Below are 23,179 nucleotides of genomic sequence, written 5' to 3'. Positions count from 1 at the left end.
GTAGATTTAAATAACCAAGGGGAGAAAGATGCAAGGGCTGGTTGATTATCAAGCGATTTTAGAGAGAGTATTTTCGCCTACTTTGCAAAAAGTAAAGGGCAAAGATGGTGGCGTAAACTGGGATGATTGCGCAGATATGTATAACGAGATGACTGGCATGGAGACAGCCTCTACGTTAAATTTGCTCTCAAATTTACCTATCACAAAAGATGACAGCGTGCTTGACGTTGGGTGTGGTCCTGCAAGGCTTAGCGTGCCACTTGCAAAGCTAGCAAAGAGCGTAAGTGCGCTAGATCCGTTTGCAAAAATGCTTGAATACGCCAAGAAAAACGCAAAAGAGGCTGGAGCGAAAAATATAAATTTCATCCAAAAAGACTGGAGCGATGAGCAAAGCATAAAAGACCTACCAAAACACGATATTGTGCTAGCATCACGCTCAGTTGGACTTTTTGATATAAAAAAGCTTTGCAGATTTGCTAAAAAATATGTCGTGATGACCTCTTTTTTAATGGATTATCCAAGTTTAAAGACGTTCTGGCAAGACTTCTTAAAAGGGATAAAAGATGAAAAAGAGGCAGGTTTTAGCGATAGGAGATTTGGCTACAACTTTATCTTTAACATCGCTTACGACATGGGAGCAAATCCAAATTTAAAGATAATCGACACCATTTTTGAGAGGGATTTTGCTAGCCTTGAAGAGGCGTTTTCTTATTTTAGATTTGTTGGCGAGATAGCGCCCCAAAAAGAAGAAATTTACAAAAAAAATGTAGAAAAGTATCTTACTAAAACAAATGACGGATATAAATTTAAAAGAGCAACAAAGAGCTATCTCATCTGGTGGGATGTGCGGGAGATGAAATTTGAGTAGTCAAAAGATCATTTTCGCATTATTTGCGCTTCTTTTGCTGGTGCTCTTTTTTTCGCTAGGCATCGGACGCTACGAGATAAGTTACGCGCAAATTTTTGAGTTTATAAGATCGGCCATTTTAAACGAGCAACCAGGCGACGAGCAAGGCTACACGGTCTTTACGCTCATTCGCTTGCCAAGGGTGCTTTTTGCCGTCCTTGTTGGTGCAGCGCTTGCTAGCTCTGGAGCTGTCTATCAAGGCCTTTTTAAAAACCCTCTAGTCTCGCCTGACATCCTTGGCGTCTCAAGTGGCGCAGCTGTGGGGGCGAGCGTGGCTATCATCTTAAATTTTAACTACATAGGCGTGCAGCTTAGCGCCTTTGCTTGCGGTCTTTTTGCTGTTTTTGCCGTCGTTTTTATAAGCAGCGTCATCGCAAAGGGTAGGCTAAATTTACTCGTGATGGTGCTAACTGGCATCGTCATCTCATCTCTTTTTGGGGCGCTTAGCTCGCTAATAAAATTTCTAGCCGATAGCGAAGATAAGCTACCAGAAGTCACTTTTTGGCTGATGGGAAGCCTTGCAAGAAGCGGCGGATATAAAAATTTAGCTCTGCTTTTTTGCGTAGTTATGATCTGCCTTGTACCACTTTTCATGCTTCGCTACAAGCTAAATACGCTTAGCTTTGGCGAAGAAGAGGCTAGGGCGATGGGGCTAAATGTGAAATTTTATAACATCATAATCATCATCGCTTCAACGCTTCTAACCGCTACTTGTGTCTCATTTTGCGGTATCGTGGGCTGGGTGGGGCTTGTCATCCCTCACATCATGCGCTTTGTCGTAGGGGCAAATTTCATCACGCTATTTCCAGCTTCTCTGCTTGGCGGAGGGCTATTTTTGCTTATAGTCGATACCACTTCACGCAGCCTAATGGCAAGCGAGATCCCGCTTGGCGTCATCACTTCGCTAGTTGGCGCACCTGTTTTTGTCTATCTGCTCTATAAGAGCAAAAAGGGTTTTGCGTGAAATTTGAGATAAAAAATTTAAACTGTGGCTACGACAAAAAGGTCGTTATAGAAAATTTCAATGCAAATTTACAAGATGGCGACATCTTTTGCCTGCTTGGTAGCAACGGCGTTGGCAAAACGACAACATTTAAGACGATACTTGGCTTTTTAAAGCCACTTGGGGGCGAAATTTTAATAGACGGCAAAAATGTGCTAAAGATGAGCGAAAAAGAGCGAGCAAGCTTTATAAGCTACGTCCCGCAAGCTCACACACCGCCATTTGCTTTTAGCGTTTTTGACGTGGTGATGATGAGTGCAAATGCCAGACTTGGTATATTTGAGCGTCCTAGCAAAGAGGATGAAAAGATAGCGCTAGACGCGTTAAAGACGCTAAATTTAGAGAGCTTTAAAGATAAAATTTACACCGATCTAAGTGGCGGCGAGCGGCAAATGGTGCTCATAGCTAGGGCATTAGCGCAACGCTCAAAGGTGATGCTACTTGATGAGCCAACGGCAAATTTAGACTTTGGCAACCAAATGCGAGTTTTAAAAGAGATAAAAATGCTCGCAAAGCAAGGCTACATCATCATCTTAACCTCACATCAGCCAGAGCAGGTCTTTTATCTAAATGCAAAGGTTGCGATGCTTGGGCGTGATAAAAACTACATCTACGGCGAGGCTAGCGAGGTGATGAACGGCAAAAATTTAAAGAAAATTTACGGCGTAGATATACGAGTGGTGAAAAATATCATCGATGAGCGCGAGCATTACTCTTGCGTGATGGTGGATTGAAAGGAGAAAATATGTTTAAGAAAATTTTACTTTTGGCTTTTTTACTTGTTAGTTTGCAAGCAAGAGTGGTGCTTGATAGCGACGATAAAAAGGTTGAAGTGCCTGATGTTATCGAGCGTGCAACGCCTTTGATAGGGGCATTTGTGCAGGTCTCTGCGATGCTTGGCAACGAAGATCACATAATTAGCGGTGCGCCAAAACTGCCTCCACTAATGTCAAAAATTTTTCCAAAGATAAAGAGCAATGACAACAAAAGTGGCATGCTAAGTAGCAGTGTTGAAACGATTATCGCTTCAAAAACGCAAGTTGTTTTTGGGCCAATTGGTATGATGTTTGATGAAAATAGCAAGGCTCAGTTAGAGAGCGCTGGCATCGCAGTTGTGAAGATAGATAAATTTCAAAGCATCAAAGAGATACAAGATAGCTTTAGTAAGATCGCTGAAATTTGGGGCGAAAAGAGTGTAAAAAGAGCGCGTGAGTTTAATGACTATTTTAATGACAACATAAAATTTGTAAGCCAAAAAAACAGCAAATTTAACGCCAAAAAAGAGAGTTCTTGTGCTTAACTATAGCTCTGGAAATTTTAACACCATTAGCTCAAAGGATATCGGCGCTGAGTATATTAGTGTGGCTGGCGGTATAAATTTAAGCTCAGAGCTAAGCGATGGGGATTTTAAAATTTCAAAAGCGATAAACGAAGAACAAGTCATCATATTCAACCCAGACATCATCATTACAAATTCACAAAAAAGTGCCGATGCCATCGCTAAAAACGCATCATTTGCCAAGCTAAAAGCTGTGCAAAATGGGCAAATTTTTGTAGTGCCAAGTGGCGTTTATCTTTGGAGTGTAAGAAGTGCTGAGGGTGCGCTTTATCCGCTTTGGCTGGCTAAGACATTTTATCCAGAGCAATTTAGTGATCTAAATTTAGAGCAAAAAACAAAAGAGTTTTACGAGAGATTTTATAATTACAAGTTAAGTGATAGCGAGCTAAAAGAAATTTTGCACCCAAAGGGTGAATTTTGATAATAGGACAAAAATAATGTTATTTATTATATTTAATATATTTATTTAAGTATAAAAGTAAATTTATCTTTTCTAATATCCTAAAAAAGAGCTTCTAAAGCTTAAAAACTCAAAAATAAAAATAAACTTCAAATCGGTAGAAATTTTTATACATCTTATAAAATTTCTACCGCTAAATTTATATAAACCGCCTAAAAAGCCCATTTTATCCTTTTTGATTTTAATATCAGCTCTCATTTCTTAATCTAAAATAAATCTTTATGTTTCTTTTAAGTAAATTTAATGTAATCTTTCATTATTAATTATTTAATTAATATAATTGTTTTAAAAAATATTAAGAAATGAACTGGCGGTGCGTTTTAAACGCTAAAAATTTACTAAGATAGGAAGTTATCAATGAGTGAAAAATTTACCAGAAGAGAATTTCTACAAAGTGCCTGTATCAGCGTAGGTGCGCTAGCTACAACAGCTGGTGCAACCAATGTTTTTGCTGGTGAGTTGCCAAAAGGCAATGAAAGTGGCTTGCCATCTGTTGATGTGCTAATAATCGGTTCTGGTGGTGCCGGACTTCGTGCAGCAACAGCCGTTCGCAAGCAATATCCAAACTCAACCGTCGTTGTTGCTACAAAGATGATGCCATCACGTAATGCGACCTGTATGGCAGAGGGTGGAATAAACGGCGTTACTGACTTTAGTAATGGCGATAGCTTCAAGCTTCACGCTTATGACACAGTTAAAGGTGCGGCTTATCTTGCCGATCAAGATGCAGTTGTGAAATTTTGCGAGGCAGCAGGCGTAGTCATACATGAGCTAGATCACAATGGTATGCTCTTTTCTCGTATAGATAATGGCGACGTGTCCCGTAAAGATAACGGCGACGTGGCATTTCGTTTCATGGGTGGCGCTAGCAAAAAACGCTGTAACTATGCAGCTGATAAAACTGGTCACATTTTGATGCACGCTTGTCTTGATGACGCTATCACAGCTGGCGTTAAATTTTTAATGGATCATGAGCTGCTTGAGATCGGTCTTGAGGACGGCAAGGTCGAAGGCGTCGTTCTTCGCAATATCCAAGATGGTCAAATTTATCCAGTCCTTTGCAAGTCACTTGTTATCGCAACTGGCGGATACACTAGAATTTTCTATAACCGCACATCAGTTCCATTTATAGCAACTGGTGATGGCATCGCTGCTGCGCTTAAAGCAGGTCTTGGTTTTGAAGATCCTGAGATGCTTCAGTTTCACCCAACTGGCGTTCAAAATGGTGGCACACTAATCACAGAAGCTGCTCGCGGCGAGGGTGGATACTTGTTAAATAACAAGGGCGAGCGCTTTATGAAAAACTATCACGAAAAGATGGAACTAGCTCCTCGTGATGTCGTCGCTCGTGCGATCGAGACAGAAATTCGCGAGGGTAGAGGCTTTGGCGAGGGCATGAGCGCTTACGTGCTTTGTGACGTTCGTCACCTTGGCAAAGATACCATTATGAAAAAGCTTCCAAAAATTCGCCACACTGCTATGCTTTTCCAAAATATCGATTTAATTGAGCAACCAGTACCTATTCGCCCAACAGCTCACTACTCAATGGGTGGTATAGAGGTAGCTAAATTTGATGATATGAGCACAAAAATCCCTGGAATTTACGTAGGCGGTGAGGCTTCATGTGTATCTATCCACGGTGCAAACCGCCTTGGTGGAAACAGCCTAACTGACGCAGTTGTAACTGGCGATCTAGCTGGCAAGGGTGCTGGCGCTTATGCGCAAAATGCAAAATTTGCAAGCGGTAAAAAGACTTCTGAGCTAGCAAAAATGTGGCAGGATAAATTTAAAGCCATAGCAACAGGCGAGGGCGGTGTGAACGACATGTACGCACTTCGTGAAGAGCTTGGTAAAAACAACTGGGATCTAATGGGTATCTTTAGAACTGGTGCAAAACTTGATCAGCTCTCTAAAAATTTAGAAGCTATCCAAGCAAAATATGACACCCTCAAAGTGCCAAATCAAAACCCAATCATGAACACAGCATTTACTGACTATGTCGAGCTTGGCAACCTTATACTTCTTTCTCGTGCAGCATGTCTTGCAGCGCAAAATCGTCTTGAGAGCCGTGGTGCTCATACAAGAGAGGACTATCCAAAAAGAGATGATGTAAATTTCTTAAAACACAGCATAGTCACACTAAAAGACGGCAAGCTTGAACTTAGCTACAAAGATGTTGTGACAGGCATATTTTCACTTGACGGCAAGAAGCCAGAGTAAGGAGCTAGGATGAAAATTATTATCGACCGCTTTGACGGAACTAAAAAATATGAATCAACTTATGAGCTAACAAATGAAGAGATCAAAGGCAAAACTCTTTTAACAGTGCTTCTTGATATCAAACAAAAAAAAGATGCGACGCTAAATTTCACAGCATCTTGCCGTTCAGCGATATGTGGAGCGTGTGCTGTTAGAGTAAATGGCCACTCATATCTAGCCTGTGATACAAAGATGAATGAGCTTTTGGCGGAGTATGACAATCCAGATAGCATAAGAATTTCTCCACTTGGAAATTTCAGGGTCATCTCTGATCTTATGGTGGACTGGGAGCCAAGTATCGAAAATTTACGCAAGATTAGGCCTAGCATTACAGCTAAGTCAGAATTTAGCGCAGAAAAAGGCTGTAAGCAAAGTCAAAAAGAGTACGAAAAAGTAGCGCTTGAATGGGACTGCATACTTTGCGGAGCGTGCGCTAGTGAGTGCAATAAACTTGAAGCTGATGCGAGCGATTATATGCAGCCATTTGTCTTTGTGCATGCTTATAGAGCGGCCTTTGACTCACGTAGCAAAGATCCTATGCCGCATCTAAAACCAGCTATAGATAATGGCCTTTGGATGTGTGTAAAGTGCCAAGAGTGCGCTGATCGCTGTCCAAAAGGCATAAGCGCATGCAAGGATATAACTGATCTTCGCATTATGGCTATACAAAAAGGCTTTGATGATGGTATGGGACCAGATCACGCTGAGGCGTTCTTAACCGATCTAGTTGATAGCTCAGGCAGACTAAATGAGATCAAGCTTGCGCTTCGCTCTGAGGGAGTGTTTAGAAATATGGGCAAAATGGATATCGCTGCAAATTTAATGCTTGCAGGTAAGATGAATCCACTTCATATTTTCGGAGAAGAGGACATAGAAGGACATGATGATCTAGTAAAAATGATAAATGCGGCTCGCAAAGCTGCTAGTAAGGAGTAATTATGCAAAACGAATTCGCTTTTTTCCCAGGATGCGTACTCTCTCAAGCAGCTAAAGAGGCTAAGATGTCGCTTGAGGCTATCGCTCCGATACTTGGCTGGAAGCTTCACGAGATAAAGGGCTGGAGCTGCTGTGGTGCCCAACAAGCACAAGACGTCGATCCTATCGCTACGCTTGTGGCAAATGCTAGAAACATAGCGCTTGCAGAGCAGATGAATATGCCGATGCTTACTACATGCTCAACTTGTATGCTAACTCTAACAAGAGCTAAAACTACACTTGATAAGGGTGCAAAGGACCGCATAAATACTTTCTTGGCTGAGGGCAATATGAAATATAATGGCTCAACTGAGATCACAAGCCTTCTTTGGGTGCTTTATCAAAACGTAGAAACGCTAAAAGCAAAGGTTGTTAAACCACTTAGTGGGCTAAAAGTAGCGCTATTTTACGGCTGCCATAGCCTAAGACCTGAAAAAGATCTGCACAATAGAGAAAGCTCAGTCAATCCAAAGAGCTTTGAAACCGTTGTAGGCGCACTTGGCGCTACTATTGTGCCATTTGAGAAAAGACTTGATTGCTGCGGATTTCACGCTAGTTATCCAGCCGGCACATCTGTAAGAAAAATGTCAAGCCAGATCGTAAATAACGCCGATGAAAACGGCGCTGACGTAGTTGTCACACCATGCCCACTTTGTCAAATGCAACTTGACATCTACCAAGAGAGATATCAAGATGAAAACCATTCAAACGTGAGAAAGCCAATCATTCACCTATCTCAGCTTGTAGGTCTTGCACTTGGACTATCTGTTGAAGATCTTGGACTTGATCTAAATATCATCGACGCTACCAAGATAGCGTAAATTTATCCCACGTCTTTTGGCGTGGGAAATTTGACTTACACAATTAAATTTTTACTGCAATAAAGACAATAAATAAATATATGAAATTAAAAAATTATAGAAGTAGGTTAAAGCCCAAATTTCTTTGGGCTTACAAATTTTATATAGCTTTTATCATCACTTTTGTTAGAAGTTCTGAAAATTTAGCTGGATTTTCTAGGCTCATGCCCTCATTTAGCCTTGCCATATCAAGAAGCAAAGGTGCGATGTCGTAAATCATCGCCTCATTTTTCTCAAGTTTTGCAAAAATTTCATGATCAGCATTGATCTCCAAGATCGGCTTAACTTTTGGAGCATTTGCGCTTTGTCCCATCTGTTTTAGCATCTCTTGCATAGCATAATCAGGATCGTTTTTATCATAAATTAACACCGCAGCGGAGCTTGAGAGTCTTGAGCTTAGTCTTACATCTTTTACCTCGTCTTTTAAAATTTCTTTCATTTTAACAAGCGTGTTTGCAACCTTGCTCTCATCGACCTTCTCACCGCTTTTGATCTCATCATTTATATCAGCGTGTGAGACTGATTTTAGAGGTGTTTTGTCAAATTCATTGACCATTGGCATAACGATCGTATCGATCTCTTCATCCATAATAAGCACTTCGATGTCGTTTTTCTTAAAACTCTCAAGAAGCGGAGAATTTCTTAGCATATTTTCATTGTTGCCGCTGATGTAGTAGATCGACTTTTGATCCTCTTTCATCGCTTCTTTGTACTCTTTTAGGCTGATAAGTCCGTCTCTTTTTGAACTTTTAAATAGGCAAAGATCTAAAATTTGCTCTTTTTCAGCGTTAAATCCATAAAGCCCCTCTTTTAAAACCTTGCCAAATAGTTTGTAAAATTTTATGTATTTTTTACGATCGTTATCTTTTAGCTTTGCAAGCTCGCTTAAAATTTTCTTCACGCTTTGCTCTTTGACGCTTCTCATGATCGCATTTTCTTGTAAAATTTCACGGCTTACATTTAATGGTAGATCCTCAACATCAATGATACCCTTGATGAATCTTAAATATGGCGGCAAGAGTTCTTTTGCATCATCTGTGATAAAGACTCTTTTTACATAGAGCTTTACGCCACTTTGATAATCAACCCTAAAGAGGTCAAACGGCTCCGTGCTTGGCACATAAAATAGTGTCGAGTACTCGATCTTACCCTCAGCTTTTGTGTGGATATAAAAGAGCGGATCGCTACTATCGTGTGAAATTTGCTTATAAAAGTCGTTGTAGTCTTGCTCTTTCAGGCTGGCTTTATTTAGCCTCCAAAGCGCGTTTGCCTTGTTGATCTGCTCGTTTTTAGTCTCATAAGTGCCCTCTTTTTCGCCTTTTTTTGGTGCGACATAGCTCTCTTTATCCATAAATATAGGATAAGGGATGTGGTTTGAGTACTTTTTGACTATCTCTTCGATGCGCCAAGAATTTGCAAATTCATCGTCATTTAAATGTAAGATAATATCCGTACCAAAGCCATCTTTTTTAGCATCTTCGATCTCGTAGCTTTTTGCATCAGATGTCCATTTATAAGCCTTATCGCCAAGCGCACGTTTGCTTATAACCTCGATCTTACTTGCCACCATAAACGCTGAGTAAAAGCCAACGCCAAACTGGCCGATCAGCGAGCTATCTTTCTTTGCGTCACCGCTTAAGCTTTGCATAAAACCCTTTGTGCCACTTCTTGCAATGGTGCCTAAATTTGCGATAAGCTCGTCTTTATCCATGCCGATACCGTTGTCGCTGATCGTTAAAATTTTAGCTTTTTCATCTACTTTGATGTCGATCCTTGGAGTGTAGCTTAAGCTTTTATACTTTTCATCAGTTAAGCAAAGGTAGTTTAGCTTGTCAAGAGCGTCATTTGAGTTTGATATGAGCTCTCTTAAAAATATCTCTTTGTTTGAGTAAAGAGAGTGGATCATTAAATTTAAAAGGTCATTGACCTCGGTTTGAAATTCAAATTTATCTGGCATTTTTCTTTTCCTTGTTTTAAAATTTTTGGCAGATTATAACATAAAGTGATAAAAATATACTTAACCTTGATAGCATTACTATCAAGATTTTTAAATTAATTTTTTAAAATAATTTCAAAAAAGTTATAGTTTATGAATAAAATAATAATGATAATTTATTAAATATTATTAATTATGCATTCTTGTATAAAGTTTATTTAAAATAGTGCTATAATCAAGGCTAAAATTTTTAGAAAAAGGAGACAAAATGAATTTACGAAGCATTTTGGTAAAAGTTTCAGCAACGATTGCTACGGTTTTGGCAGTATCTATGACATGTTTTGTTGTATATACGTCAAATATTTTAGAGCGCGAGATAAAAGATGGTGTGCTTACAACAGTAGAACAAAACGTCCAGCTTGCTATGAATACGGTTAAATTATTTGAAAAAGATAATGTAAGTAGTGCAGAGCTGATAATGAGTGTTTTTAAAGAGATGATCGGAAAAATTTCAACTAATCACCAGATGAGCAAGACTGACAAATACGAAGCGATAGATCTAATATCTCAAAATGGTATTTTAAACAACAACTACGATATTCTGGATAAATTTAATAAAGCTACAAAAGGTGGAATTTCAACGATTTTTGCAAAATCAGGTGATAATTTTTTAAGAGTTAGTACATCGGTGACGAAGGCTGATGGTAGTAGAGCTGTTGGTACGATGATTGACAAAAACGGTCAAGCCTATAAAAATATCATGAATAAAGAGAGGTATATAGGCGTTGTAAATTTATTTGGACGCAACTATATGAGTATTTATGATCCTATTATTGAAAATAACGAGGTAATAGGAATTTTATTTGTTGGTTATGATCCTACCGAGGGATTAAACAATATGAAAAAGACTTTTTCTGAGATGAAACTTGGTAAGCATGGATATTTTTCTCTTTACAATACTAAAACTGGTAAATTTGACTTTCATCCAACCAAGGCAAATCAAGAGCTAAGTAGTGAATTAAAAACTACTATGGATAATATTGTTAAAAAAGGAAAGGGTATTGAGCCTATTATAATTGATGGGGTTGACTGCATAGTTGCTTTTGAGTCATTTGATAAACTAGACTGGATGGTTTTAGGTTCAGCTGTTACTGATGATTTTTTAACACCACTAAAAGTAGTTAGTAAAAATTTCATCATAGCAAGCGTCATAGTTACCTTACTTTTGATAGCTGTTTCGATGTTCTTGCTTAAGAAGATGGTTGCAAATCCTATTGATAGACTAGGAACAAATTTAAATGCGATAACATCTGATTTTACAATTAAAATTCCTATTTATGGTAAAGATGAAATAGCTAAAATAAGTAAAGATATAAATGATTTTATTGAAAGAATAAGGGTATTAATAAGTGATACAAAGCACCTTTCAAGTGAAAATAGTTCCGTTGCAAATGAGCTTAGTTCTACATCTCTTCAAACAGGCAAACGTGTAGAAAAATCAACTGAAATAGTGGAAGAGACAAATCAAAGATGTAAAGTAATGCAAGAGAATATGAAAGAATCTTTAGCGGTAGCTCAAGCTGGCAAAGATGACCTTCAAAAAGCAAGCATACATATAAAAACGGCAACTGAAGCTATAAGATCGCTATCGGCGCAGATTATTGACTCTGCTAATGTAGAAAATCAAATGGCTGATAAGATCGATCAACTTAGCCGTGATGCCGAGCAGGTAAAATCAGTTCTTGTTGTTATCAATGATATAGCTGATCAAACAAATTTACTTGCACTTAATGCCGCTATTGAGGCTGCAAGAGCAGGTGAGCATGGACGTGGCTTTGCCGTTGTTGCTGATGAAGTTAGACAGCTAGCTGAGAGGACTCAAAAGAGTTTAACTGAGATAAATGCAACTATCAATGTCATCGTTCAAGCGATCAATGATAGTAGTGAGCAAATGGGTATCAACTCTAAACAGATCCAAGAGCTAACTCACGTGGCAAGCGATGTTGAAAAAACTATAAATGTTATGAGTGAAACGATGAATAACGCTATAGCAATGTCTGATAAGACTATGCAAGACTACATCGCAACTGGCAAAAATGTAAATGAAATCATGGAAGGCATCTCAAATATCAACCAAATTTCATCTGAAAATGCTAGAAGCGTCGAAGAGATAGCTTCAGCAGCAGAACATCTAAACAAGATGACAGATGCATTAAATTCAAAACTTAGTGTCTTTAGGACTTGAAAGCTTACCTCTTAAGCTAATATTTTTAGGTCTAGCTCCCGCTAGACCATTTTAAATTTATTGATAAAAATTTCTAGTATATAAAATCAAATTTTTATAGATAATGATATAGAGCAGGGGGGACTTTGTAAATTTGCAAAGCCAAATTTATTTTCTATTTTCGTCTAGGACTTTTTGCATACTCTCTCTAGTAGCCTCTAGCCAGTTTTCTTTTGAAGTATCGACTAAATCAAGGCAAAAGAGCTTGATATCTGCTTTTTTAAAGCTAAATTCTTTTACTTTCATCGCATCGCTTCCTACAATAACGATAGGCTGAACTTTTAAATTTAGCTTTTCAACTAGCATCTTTGCGCCACCTTTAAAAGGCAAAAGCTTATTGGTTTGAGATCTAGTTCCTTCGGGAAATATCGCTAAAACGCGACCATTTTCAACCCTATCTTTTGCTTCGCTTAAAAGCTTTATAAGTGAGTGTTTATTTTCACGCTCAACTGCTATCATTTTTGGCAAGCTTAAAATTTTACCAATTATAGGAATTTTACCGATCTGTGCCTTTGCGATCCAGCAAACATTTTTTGGGTGAAGCTCTTCGATGACGATGATATCAAGCATGCTTTGGTGGTTTATGAGTAAGATATTTGCTTCATCACTAAAATCGCCTATCACTTCAAGTTTATATCCACCAAAAAACCTTTGCGACCTTCCCCAAAATTTTCTTATGGCTCTATTTTTGTCATTAAATAGCCACATAAAAAAGACGACTAGAACAACGCTGATAACAAACTCAATAGCAAAAAATAAAGCTCTAATTTTTGACAAGATTATCCTTTTTTACCCAGCCGATTTTACCGTCCGCAAATAAAATTTTTGAGTAGTCGTCTTTTGTATCTAAAATTTCAACATTTTCATTTTTACGAGATGTGTAAAAAACAGTTGAATTTTTAGTTGGAAGGATAGTGACACTCACATCTGGCTTAAGCACTGCTTTGCCAAAAGGGTTGTAGGTGTAAATTCCAAGTGCTATAAAAATGGCTGCTACGAAAAAGTAGCTAAGCCTTCTGCGCCAAATAGCTAATAATATAAAAATTACCGCACAAGAGTAGATCATGACATCTTTATAGGTGCTAAACTCGCTTTGTTTTGGGTTTAGTCCGATTTGTGTGCTGACGTCGTCATCTTCGACACTTACTGGCAACGAAAAGCTTTCAAATTTGGCTTTTTTTAGGTTGTAATAATTAAAGTCAAGCGATTTTTTATTTGGCTTAAATACTGCAAAATAATATGCGCTTTGTGAGTTAAAGTCGCCATTTATCGTATCTACGCCTTGCTTTAAGATTGTCTTATTTTCTATATTAAAAGCACTTAGATCTACGTTGTTACCATAAATTTCTACAACCATGATATTATTTATATCATCAAATTTTGTTGTCTTAAATTTCTTAACTTCAAGATTATCGGCCACGATATGGTTGTAGTTCTCATCGCTTCTAAGCTCTTTTAGCTTTGGCAAGAAGATATTTATGCTAGAGTTTTGATAGTTTTCACCATTTCTTTTTAGGGTTAAGCTAACTTTTAAAGTCTTTGCGTCAATGCTTGTTGCCTCAAGATAAAAAGTACCTACATATTGATTGCCTTCGCTTTTTACCCATTGAAAATTTTTCTTATTTAGCCATTTGATATTTGTTTCATCAAGCTGTGTCTCAAACTCAAACTCAAAGTCATTTTGCGTATCAGCCACTATCTCAACACTAAAAATTTCTCCTATAACAACATTTTTTGGCACATTTGTGGCTTTTAAAAGAAGCTCTTTTACTTTGATCTTATCATATACTTGATTGTCTGGGACACTAATATCTGGCTCGTTTGTTGGCACGATGTTTCGCATCTGCTCTGGAGTGATACGTTCTGGCTGTGGTGACACAAATTTTCTTGAAAAATCTTGTTCTTTTGGTGGTTTTTGAGTTTTTGGATTTGAAGTAGGGCTATTTACAAATTTATCCTCCCTAGCTTCGTCCATCATATCAAAAACGCTTACTTCGTCGGTATTTACAGCAAATAAATTTAGTACGAGTAGGGCGATAAAAAGAAAATGTTTTACCAAACTAGACCTTTTAGCATCTTCATACCATCATCTGTACCTAAAATTTTCTCACAAGCACGCTCTGGATGAGGCATAAGTCCAAATATTCTTTTGCTTTCATCGCAGATTCCAGCTATGCTATCGACTGAGCCGTTTGGATTTATTTCGTTGCCTTTAGCATCACAGTATTTTAGCAATACTTGATCGTTGTCGTAAAGGCCTTTTAGAGTGTTTTCGTCAGTATAATAGTTGCCCTCGCCATGAGCGATAGGGATATTTACTACTTCATTTTTGGCTAAATTTGCTAAGAATTTATTGTTATTTGAGATTACCTTTAGGTGGTGATATTTTGAGACGAAATTTAAATTTTCATTTCTTCTCATTGCACCCTTTAAGAGCCCAAGCTCAAGCAGCATCTGAAAACCATTGCAAATTCCTAAGATATAGCCACCTTTTTTTGCATGCTCTTTTACAGCTTGCATAGCTGGACTAAATTTGGCTATTGCAGCTGTTCTTAGATAATCTCCATAGCTAAAACCACCTGGAAGTACGACTAGATCAGCATCTATTTTATCTTCTTTGTGCCAAATGATCTGTGTTTGGCATCCAAGTAATTTAAATGCGTGAGCTGTATCTTCTTCGCAGTTTGTGCCAGGAAAAAGTATTATCGCTACTTTCATAGCACAATCTCATAGTCTTCGATGACGGTATTTGCTAAAAGCTCTTCACACATCACTTTTAGCTGCTCATTCGCTTTAGCTTTATCGCTCTCGTCGATATCTAAAACGATTTGTTTGCCTATCCTGACATTTGATACACCGCTAAATCCAAGAGAATTTAAAGCATGCTCTACTGCTTTGCCAGCAGGGTCAAGGACCCCACTTCTTAATGCTATATTTACAACAGCTTTCATCTTTGTCCTTAAGAAAGAATTCTTCTTAAAACTTCTTCGTAAGCGACTTTTACGCTACCAAGGTCTTGTCTAAATCTATCTTTGTCAAGTTTTTCATTGGTTTTAGCATCCCAGAATCTACAACTATCAGGGCTTATCTCATCAGCTAGAATGATATTGCCGTCTTTGTCGATACCAAATTCTATTTTAAAATCAACTAGTTTTAGATCTCTTTCGGCAAAAAATTTAAATAATATAGAGTTGATCTCTCTAGCTGTGTGTCTTAGAGTTTGAAGATCTTTTTCGCTCTTTACTAGACCCATGATGATGCAGTGCTCATCAGTAACTAGCGGATCGTGCAAATCGTCATTTTTGTAGTAGAACTCAACAAGTGTAAAAGGTAGAACTGTGCCTTCTTTTATACCAAGTCTTTTGCTTAGTGAACCAGTTGCGATATTTCTCACAACAACTTCAAGAGGTATGATCTCGCATTTTTTAACTACTTGCTCAGTGTCGCTGATGGTCTCAACTAAGTCAGTCACGATGCCTTTACTCTCCAAAAGCTTAAAAAGCTGTGTTGAAATTTTATTATTTAATGCGCCTTTACCAGCTTCGTTGCCTCTTTTTTGAGCATCAAATGCTGTTAGATCGTCTTTAAATTCAGCCACAAGTAAATTTGCATCGTCTGTGGCATACATTTTTTTACCTTTTCCCTCGTAAATAAGCTCTCTTTTTTGCATGGAGATCTCCTTCTAATTTATTGTTTTATTTTTAAAATTTTGATCGTGTCAATTGCCGTTTTTAATTGAATATCTTCATCAACTTTTTTTTGCGTAATTATCTTTTTATCATCTTTTGCTTCAGTTTTATTGCCCTCACTTGTAGGATTTATCTTGTTTAGCTCGCTTTTTAGGTGCGCTTTTAGCTCACTTTCTTTGATGCTAAATGCACTATCGTCGCTTTGCGGCACTTTACCAGGATGCACGACTACATCAGGTGTTACGCCAACTGCTTGGATAGTTCTGCCACTTGGCAAGTAGTATCTTGCGATGGTTAGCCTTAATGCTTCTGTATCGTCTATTGGTAGGATTACTTGAACGCTGCCTTTTCCAAAGGTATTTTCGCCGATTATTACAGCACGTTTATGGTCTTGAAGTGAGCCACTTACGATTTCGCTAGCACTAGCACTTCCACCATTTACTAGTGCAACAAGTGGTAGTTTTGAAAGAGTTTTACTAGCACTTGCTTTATACTCTACATTTTCAGATGCGTCGCGACCTTTTTGAGAGACGATGACGCCGTTATCTACAAAAAGATCAACTAGATCAACAGCTTGATTTAAAAGTCCGCCAGGGTTATTCCTAAGATCAAGTATGATGCCACTTGCTTTTGGATACTCTTTGATCGCTTCTTTTACCTTTGTAACAACATTTTTGTCAAAATTTGTGACACGCACGTAAAGAATGTTGTCATTTTCTATCATTTTTGCATAGACAGACTCAACCTTTATAAGATCTCTTATGATCTTTACATCAAATGGTTTTTGCTCACCTTTTCGCAAAATTGTGATAGTTATTGGAGTTTTTGGCTTGCCGCGCATTTTATTTACAGCTTCATCTATCGTTGTACCGATAGTTGAGTTGCCATCTATCCTTAAGATAATATCGCCTGATTTTATACCTGCTTTATCAGCTGGGGTATCTTCTATCGGTGAGATAACGGTTAGTGCGCTATCTTTCATACCAACTGTTATGCCAAGGCCACCAAATTCTCCACTTGTTTGCACCTGCATATCTTTGTAAGCTTTTTCATTTAAAAAGCTTGAGTGGGCATCTAAATTTTGCATTAAACCAGCAATGGCTTTATCGATGATCTCTTTAAATTTAATGTCATCAACATAGTATTTTTCAACGGTTGAAATTGTTTTTGTAAGCTTTGAAAGTGCTTCAAGCTTCGCACTTGCTTCGTCTTCACTCTTTGCAAAAAGTGCATTCACTGCTACACTTGAGATAAGCAAGGCACCTGTAATTTTTAGTGCAAAAAATCTACTAAATTTATTCAAAATTTCTCCTATAATTTTTGGCTCAATTCTATTAGCTTTTGGCTAAAAAAAGTATAAATTTAAGCTTATATTTTTGCTTTTGGATAGTTTTTGATACAAATTTATAACAGTAAATTTTAGCAATTAAATAAAAAGAGTGACAAGCATTATAAAAATACTTGACAATATAAGACTAAAGTTATATAATGGCGACCATATAAAATAATCCAAGGAGATTTAATGGCTGATATAACAGAAAATTTAACAGCTCAGATGCAAGAAGCTCTTGAAAAAGGTATTAGTTTAGCGATATTTTCTAAAAATCCGCAAGTTGTTCCACTTCATATTTTTTGGGCTTTACTTGCAGATAGTAATTCTATTTTAAACCAAGTGTTTAATAAAATGAATGTAAGTAAAGACGCTGTCGAGCTTGAAGTAAAAAGTAAAATTTCTTCACTTCCAAGTAGCTCAAACGTTACAAAAGATAACGTTTCAGTTTCAAGAGAGCTTATAAATTCTCTTGAAAATGCAAAAGCTTTGATGGTAAGCATGGGCGATAGCTACATAGCTGTTGATACATGGATCATCTCATCTCTTGAGCTTAGTGAGATCAAACAAATTTTAAGTAAATTTTGTGACATCTTGGAGATCAAAAAGAACCTTGAGAGCATAAGAGGTGGCAAAAAGATAGATAGCCAAACTGGCGATGATACTCTTGATAGCTTAGAGAAATTTGGTATCGATCTAACGCAAAAAGCGCTAAATAAAGAGCTTGATCCAGTCATTGGCCGTGATGAAGAAATCACTAGAATGATGCAAATTTTAATAAGAAAGAGTAAAAACAACCCTATCTTGCTTGGTGAGCCAGGCGTTGGTAAAACAGCCATCGTTGAGGGCTTAGCTCAAAAGATAGTCGCTCGTGATGTGCCAACAAGCCTTGCAAACAAGCGTGTCATCGCACTTGATATGAGTGCAGTTGTGGCTGGCGCAAAGTATAGAGGTGAGTTTGAAGATAGGTTAAAAGCTGTCATCGACGAGGTGAAAAAAGCTGGTAACATCATACTTTTTATAGATGAAATTCACACCATAGTAGGAGCTGGTGCGAGCGAGGGTGGAATGGATGCTGCAAATATCCTAAAACCAGCTCTTGCACGTGGCGAGCTTCACGCTGTTGGTGCGACGACATTAAAAGAATACAGAAAATACTTTGAAAAAGATGCAGCACTTCAAAGACGCTTCCAGCCGATAGACGTTAAAGAGCCAAGCGTAAATGAGGCGCTTCAAATTTTACGTGGCATAAAAGAGCGTCTTGAAGTTCATCACGGCATCACGATAACAGATAGTGCGCTAGTTGCCGCTGCAAGACTAAGTGACCGCTATATCGCAAACCGCTTCTTGCCAGATAAGGCGATAGACCTTATAGATGAGGCAGCAGCTGAACTTAAGATGCAAATAGAAAGCGAGCCATACGAGCTTTCAAAGATAAAACGCGAGATCGTAACGCTTCAAGTAGAAAAAGAAGCTCTAAAGATGGAGGATGCTGATAAAAACAAAGAAAGACTTGGCGAGATCGAAAAAGAGATAGCTGACCTAAATGAGAAAAAGCTAGCACTTGATACAAAATTTGAAAACGAAAAGGCCGTTTTTGGCGGAATTTCAAAAGCAACAAAAGAGATTGATAGTCTAAAATCACAAGCTGAGATAGCAAAAAGAAATGGCGATCTTCAAAAGGCTGCCGAGATAGAATACGGCAAGATAGCTGACGCTAAAAAGCACAAACATGAGCTTGAAGAAAAATGGGAGCACATGAAAAAAGAGGGCGTGCTTCTTAAAAATCAAGTCGATGAAGAGCTTGTAGCTGAAATTTTGAGCAAATGGACTGGAATTTCAGTTAAGAAGATGCTAACAAGTGAAAAAGAGAAGTATCTGCACATCGAAGAGCATCTAAGAGAGAGCGTTGTCGGTCAAGATGACGCATTACACGCACTTGCACGTGCTGTAAAAAGAAACAAAGCAGGGCTAAATGAGGGTCAAAGGCCTATTGGTTCGTTTTTATTTCTTGGACCAACAGGCGTTGGTAAAACTCAGTCAGCTAAAGCTTTGGCTAAATTTTTATTTGACGATGAGAAGGCGCTTATCCGCTTTGATATGAGCGAATATATGGAAAAACATAGCGTGAGTAGGCTTCTTGGTGCGCCTCCAGGATATGTAGGCTACGATGAAGGCGGTCAGCTAACAGAGGCAGTTCGCAGAAGACCATACTCAGTCATACTTTTTGACGAGGTTGAAAAGGCCCACAAAGATGTATTTAACATACTTCTTGGCATACTTGATGATGGACGTGCTACTGATAACAAAGGTGTAACGGTTGATTTTAAAAACACTATCATCATTTTAACTTCAAACATCGCTTCAAATTTCATAATGGAGCTAAAGGGTGAAGACCGCGATGTGGCTGTTAAAAACGAGCTTAAAAACTACTTTAAACCTGAGTTTTTAAATAGGCTTGATGATACTATCATCTTTAATCCTCTAAATGAACAAGGCCTAATCTCTATCATTGAGATCATGTTTAAAGAGCTTGAAAAAACTCTTCACAACCGCGGTATCAAGGCAGTTTTGAGCGAAGAGGCCAAGAAATTTATTGCAAAAGCTGGCTTTGACATAGTTTATGGCGCAAGACCTCTTAGAAGAGCGCTTTATGAGCTGGTTGAAGACAAGATCGCTGATATGATCTTAAAAGATGAGCTTGAAAGTGGCGATGAGATTACCATTGATAGCGATGGTGAGAAGATCATCATTAAGAAAAAATAACTTCAAATTTACTTGGCAGGTCTGATCTGACTTGCCAAGCTCTCATATAAATTTATACAAAAATATCTAAAAAATAGGGCGGTTTTTGCTACTTAAAAATATATCTAAACGCCTAAAAATTTAGCAAGAGCAAAATAAAATATAGCTGATGAGATAGCAGCAGCAGGAAGCGTGATGAGCCAAGCAAGAATGATTGGTCTTACCATTTTCCAGTTTGCATTTTTATTTACGATGCCGATGCCTAAAACTGCACCTATTAGGATATGCGTCGAGCTAACTGGTATGCCAAGCTTTGTGGCTAGAAGTATGACGATACTTGAGGCAAGCTCGGCGCTAAAGCCGGTCGTAGGTAAAATTTCAGCTAGTTTTGAGCCGATAGTAGTGATCACCTCTTTGCCTAAAAACCAAAGTCCAACGACAAGCGAGATACCAAAGGTTACCATTGCGATGCTTGGTATGGGTGAGCTTTCATTTATAGAGCCAGTCTTTAGCACATCAAGCACAGCGGCAAATGGTCCAACTGCGTTTGCGATGTCGTTTGCGCCGTGTGAAAACGCAAAAGATGAAGCGGTAAAAATTTGAAACCATGAGAAAATTCTATTGATGCTTTTTTCGCTATCGTTTTTGCTCATGACATTTATGATAGCAAGGCTTGCAAGATATGCTAGAGCTCCGATGACGAAGATGATCCAGACTGTTTGGATGATGCTAAAGGCTAAATTTATATGCTCAAGCCCTTTAAAAAGCATCATTGATGAGATGACCATTGCGGCAAATCCAGCGATGATTGGGATGTGCTTTTTCATCGCTTTAAAAGTATCTATCTCTTTTTCGCTATCTTTCATGATGCGAATTTTTGAGCGGTATTCGCTATATTCAGTGGTTTCGATCTCATCCTCATCGATAACTGCGATCTTTGAAAGAGTGGCTATCTGCTCCTCAGCTGGCTTTGTTTTGAGTGCTTTTATAAAGCTTTCTTTGTAGGCTTTTCTCTCAGCTTTTAACGCTTTTAGATTCATTTTAAGTTCATGTGTTGGTTCTATAATCTTGCTTTTTACGTAGCCAAATATAACGTAAGACATCACGCCGCCAAGCAGTGGCGAAATGACCCAACTTACGGCAATTCTACCGATCTCACTCCATGAAACCATACTAAATGGCTCGGGATCTTTTATCATAAAACCCATAGCAAGTCCTGCTCCAACTATGCCACCAACTATCGAGTGAGTGGTCGAGACTGGCAGACCTTTTTTGGACGCGTAAAATAGCCAAAGACCTGAGCTAAGAAGGGCTGAGATCATAATGATGACAAATTTCATCGGATTTAGATCGCTTGGAAATTTCACGATCTCGTTTCTAATCGTATTTGTAACCTCAGATCCTGCAAATATCGCGCCGCTAAGCTCAAAAATGGCGGCGATTACAAGAGCTTGTTTTAGTGTGAGTGTTTTTGCGCCGACGCTTGTGCCAAAGCTGTTTGCAACGTCATTTCCACCGATATTAAAGGCCATAAAAAGACCAAACATGCCAGCGATCAAGAATAAAAAGTAGTTATTTGTCGGGATGTATTGATAGCCCCAAACGAAAAATCCAACGCTACAAATTGCAAAAATAACAAATGCCAATAAGTTATCTCGAAGCAATCAAGCCCCCTTATAAGGTTTTTGATAGGGATTATATCTTGAAAAATATTAAAGTTTTTAGAATTTTTCAACTTTAAATGATACTAAATTATCATATGTTAGAATCTGCAAAAATTTTAAGGATAAATTTTGGTTATAGCGATCGATCTTGGCTCAAACACATTTCGCGTAGCACTTGTCAAAAAAGAGCAAAATGGCTTTAGTAATGAGCAAATTTATGAAAAGATAGTAGGAGCTGCTAGAGGGCTAAATGAAAGTGGCAAGATAGCAGATGAGTCTAAAAATAGGCTCTTTGAAGCGATAGCGGAGGCTAAAAGTAAATTTGGTTTTGATAAATTTAAATGCGTAGCAGTCGCAACTGAGGCTTTTAGGGTGGCGTCAAATAGTGAGGAAATTTTTAGCGAGATAAGAGAGAAATTTGGTATAAATTTTCATCTAATAAGCGGCGAAGCTGAAGCAAAACTTACATTTTTGGGTGTTCAAAATGCTTTTAAAAAGCTTAGAATAAATGAAAATTTTAGCGTCATTGACATCGGTGGAGCAAGCTCAGAGATCGGTGAAGATGGAAATTTCATGAGCTTTAAATTTGGCATTATTACATTTTTTGAGAAATTTAAAACGCTTGATTTAATGCAAGAAAATGCAAAAATTTATACAAAAGATGCAAAAGAATTTTTAAATAGCTTAAGAAATAGATTTATCGTGCTGACTTCTGGCGTACCAACTACTATCGCAGCGTTACGACTTGGACTTAACTACGAGAACTATGATCCAAAAAAAGTAAGTGGATTTGAGCTTAAAAATGACGATCTTGCCTGGTTTATGGATGAGCTTTTAAAGATGGATGATATAAGCGCTGACGTAGCGGTTGGAAGAAACAGAAAGTATCCACTCATCGCTGGAACGCTGCTTTTAGAGGAGCTTTTAATCGGGCAAGAAGCAAAATTTTTAGTTATTGACGATGGGCTTAGAGAGGGTGTTGGGGTGGCCTATCTGCAAGGAAAATTTCAAGAAATTATCACAAATTTTTAGTTAATATTTCAAAAATTTAAAGGAGAGGAAATGAGTATAAGAGAGCAAATTTTAGCTGATATAAAAGAGGCTATGAAGGCAAAAGATGAGTTTAAAAGAGATACTTTAAGAACGCTAAATGCAGCACTTAAGCAGGTCGAAGTCGATCAAAGGATCGAAATGACTGATGAAGTGGTACTTCCACTACTTCAAAAGGAGATCAAAAAGAGGGCTGACTCGGTTGAGCTTTATATAAAAGGTGCTAGAGAGGATTTGGCTAAAAAAGAGCAGGGCGAGATTGAGCTTATTAAGGCATATTTGCCAGCACAACTAAGCGATGAAGAGCTTAAAGAAAAAATAAAAAAGATTATTGAAAGAGTTGGTAAAAATTTAGGCGCTGTAATGAAAATGGCAAAAGATGAGATCGGAGCAAGTGCTGAAGCAAAACGCATAAGTATGATCGCAAAAGAGCTTTTGGCTTAAAATCTACAATTTTATAAAACTTCTAATTCTTGAAAACTTACTTTGTAATGTGTAAGTTTTCAAAAAATCAAATACGACCTTTAATTTAAAAAGATAATTTAAAAGCATAATACTTAATATGAATATGTTAAAAGGTAAAATATAAGCTTTTTTATATATTTGTATTGAAAACTATAATTTTCAAATTGTTATTTTAATTTTCTTATTTTTTCTTTTATATGAATTTAAATATTG

19 protein-coding genes and 2 pseudogenes are annotated in these 23,179 nt (G+C 37.9%); 13 read left to right on the top strand and 8 right to left on the bottom strand.

All coding sequences use genetic code 11. The features are described from left to right. Positions 1–28 precede the first annotated feature (28 nt). The 8 genes from ATCC51562_RS06100 to sdhE all read left to right on the top strand — a co-directional run bounded on the left by ATCC51562_RS06100 (position 29) and on the right by sdhE (position 7,764). The gene (locus ATCC51562_RS06100) at positions 29–868 is read left to right on the top strand and encodes a class I SAM-dependent methyltransferase (protein ID WP_021091286.1); all 840 of its coding nucleotides are present in this window, start codon (positions 29–31) and stop codon (positions 866–868) included. After that, a complete protein-coding gene (locus ATCC51562_RS06095; RefSeq protein ID WP_021091380.1) occupies positions 861–1,871 on the top strand; it encodes a FecCD family ABC transporter permease in 1,011 nt (336 codons plus the stop codon). Before ATCC51562_RS06100 ends, ATCC51562_RS06095 begins: the two co-directional genes overlap by 8 nt. After that, positions 1,868–2,644: an ABC transporter ATP-binding protein gene (locus ATCC51562_RS06090; protein ID WP_021091288.1), complete on the top strand. Its 777-nt coding sequence runs from the start codon at positions 1,868–1,870 to the stop codon at positions 2,642–2,644. Before ATCC51562_RS06095 ends, ATCC51562_RS06090 begins: the two co-directional genes overlap by 4 nt. Positions 2,645–2,655: 11 nt before the next feature. Continuing rightward, the gene (locus ATCC51562_RS09835) at positions 2,656–3,210 is read left to right on the top strand and encodes a hypothetical protein (RefSeq protein WP_235044190.1); all 555 of its coding nucleotides are present in this window, start codon (positions 2,656–2,658) and stop codon (positions 3,208–3,210) included. Further along, complete coding sequence (locus ATCC51562_RS09830) at positions 3,203–3,670, top strand: ABC transporter substrate-binding protein (RefSeq protein WP_235044189.1); 468 nt, start codon at positions 3,203–3,205, stop codon at positions 3,668–3,670. The genes ATCC51562_RS09835 and ATCC51562_RS09830 overlap by 8 nt, the downstream gene beginning before the upstream one ends. Positions 3,671–4,066: 396 nt before the next feature. Beyond that, positions 4,067–5,929 (top strand): 8-methylmenaquinol:fumarate reductase flavoprotein subunit, encoded by a 1,863-nt coding sequence (gene sdhA / locus ATCC51562_RS06080; RefSeq protein WP_021091389.1) that lies wholly within the window; start codon positions 4,067–4,069, stop codon positions 5,927–5,929. 9 nt (positions 5,930–5,938) lie between these two features. After that, positions 5,939–6,904, top strand: coding sequence for an 8-methylmenaquinol:fumarate reductase iron-sulfur subunit (gene sdhB / locus ATCC51562_RS06075; RefSeq protein ID WP_021091393.1), 966 nt, complete (start codon positions 5,939–5,941; stop codon positions 6,902–6,904). Positions 6,905–6,906: 2 nt separating this feature from the next. Continuing rightward, a complete protein-coding gene (sdhE, locus tag ATCC51562_RS06070; RefSeq protein WP_021091409.1) occupies positions 6,907–7,764 on the top strand; it encodes an 8-methylmenaquinol:fumarate reductase membrane anchor subunit in 858 nt (285 codons plus the stop codon). 139 nt (positions 7,765–7,903) lie between these two features. Here the strand turns inward: sdhE and htpG are convergent, their stop codons facing one another. Next, the gene (htpG, locus tag ATCC51562_RS06065; RefSeq protein ID WP_021091378.1) at positions 7,904–9,760 is read right to left on the bottom strand and encodes a molecular chaperone HtpG; all 1,857 of its coding nucleotides are present in this window, start codon (positions 9,758–9,760) and stop codon (positions 7,904–7,906) included. A gap of 247 nt (positions 9,761–10,007) precedes the next feature. Between htpG and ATCC51562_RS09995 the strand changes: the two are divergent. Beyond that, a pseudogene (locus tag ATCC51562_RS09995) lies at positions 10,008–10,904 on the top strand (Cache 3/Cache 2 fusion domain-containing protein); the annotation flags it as partial. 27 nt (positions 10,905–10,931) lie between these two features. Continuing rightward, positions 10,932–11,984 (top strand): annotated as a pseudogene (locus ATCC51562_RS09990) (methyl-accepting chemotaxis protein); the annotation flags it as partial. 147 nt (positions 11,985–12,131) lie between these two features. Here ATCC51562_RS09990 and ATCC51562_RS06055 read toward each other — a convergent pair. From ATCC51562_RS06055 to ATCC51562_RS06030, 6 genes are read right to left on the bottom strand one after another with little or no spacing between them, the layout of a single operon-like run. Then, complete coding sequence (locus tag ATCC51562_RS06055) at positions 12,132–12,806, bottom strand: lysophospholipid acyltransferase family protein (RefSeq protein WP_035167473.1); 675 nt, start codon at positions 12,804–12,806, stop codon at positions 12,132–12,134. Beyond that, on the bottom strand, positions 12,787–14,082 hold the full coding sequence (locus ATCC51562_RS06050; RefSeq protein ID WP_021091406.1) for an SH3 domain-containing protein: 1,296 nt from the start codon (positions 14,080–14,082) through the stop codon (positions 12,787–12,789). The genes ATCC51562_RS06055 and ATCC51562_RS06050 overlap by 20 nt, the downstream gene beginning before the upstream one ends. Then, positions 14,076–14,741, bottom strand: coding sequence for a phosphoribosylformylglycinamidine synthase I (purQ, locus tag ATCC51562_RS06045; RefSeq protein WP_021091401.1), 666 nt, complete (start codon positions 14,739–14,741; stop codon positions 14,076–14,078). Before purQ ends, ATCC51562_RS06050 begins: the two co-directional genes overlap by 7 nt. Then, positions 14,738–14,974 carry a phosphoribosylformylglycinamidine synthase subunit PurS gene (gene purS / locus ATCC51562_RS06040; RefSeq protein WP_021091323.1) on the bottom strand — a complete coding sequence of 79 codons (237 nt, stop codon included), beginning with the start codon at positions 14,972–14,974 and terminating at the stop codon, positions 14,738–14,740. The genes purQ and purS overlap by 4 nt, the downstream gene beginning before the upstream one ends. A gap of 8 nt (positions 14,975–14,982) precedes the next feature. Beyond that, positions 14,983–15,693, bottom strand: coding sequence for a phosphoribosylaminoimidazolesuccinocarboxamide synthase (purC, locus tag ATCC51562_RS06035; RefSeq protein ID WP_021091373.1), 711 nt, complete (start codon positions 15,691–15,693; stop codon positions 14,983–14,985). Between the two features lie 17 nt (positions 15,694–15,710). After that, positions 15,711–17,027: a S41 family peptidase gene (locus tag ATCC51562_RS06030; protein WP_374057345.1), complete on the bottom strand. Its 1,317-nt coding sequence runs from the start codon at positions 17,025–17,027 to the stop codon at positions 15,711–15,713. A 207-nt stretch (positions 17,028–17,234) separates the two neighbouring features. Here ATCC51562_RS06030 and ATCC51562_RS06025 point away from each other — a divergent pair, with 207 nt between their 5' ends. Continuing rightward, on the top strand, positions 17,235–19,808 hold the full coding sequence (locus tag ATCC51562_RS06025; RefSeq protein WP_021091417.1) for an ATP-dependent Clp protease ATP-binding subunit: 2,574 nt from the start codon (positions 17,235–17,237) through the stop codon (positions 19,806–19,808). Between the two features lie 104 nt (positions 19,809–19,912). Here ATCC51562_RS06025 and ATCC51562_RS06020 read toward each other — a convergent pair whose 3' ends face one another. Beyond that, a complete protein-coding gene (locus ATCC51562_RS06020; protein WP_035167472.1) occupies positions 19,913–21,451 on the bottom strand; it encodes an inorganic phosphate transporter in 1,539 nt (512 codons plus the stop codon). Positions 21,452–21,580: 129 nt separating this feature from the next. On the opposite strand from ATCC51562_RS06020, the gene ATCC51562_RS06015 reads away from it, so the two are divergent. Further along, positions 21,581–22,483, top strand: coding sequence for a phosphatase (locus ATCC51562_RS06015; RefSeq protein WP_021091362.1), 903 nt, complete (start codon positions 21,581–21,583; stop codon positions 22,481–22,483). Between the two features lie 30 nt (positions 22,484–22,513). Then, positions 22,514–22,945, top strand: coding sequence for a GatB/YqeY domain-containing protein (locus ATCC51562_RS06010; protein WP_021091309.1), 432 nt, complete (start codon positions 22,514–22,516; stop codon positions 22,943–22,945). Positions 22,946–23,179: the final 234 nt, after the last annotated feature.

The sequence above is a fragment of the Campylobacter concisus ATCC 51562 genome, assembly GCF_000466745.1.
GTDB classification, from domain to species: domain Bacteria; phylum Campylobacterota; class Campylobacteria; order Campylobacterales; family Campylobacteraceae; genus Campylobacter_A; species Campylobacter_A concisus_B.
This window is presented reverse-complemented; position numbering and strand designations above follow the sequence as displayed.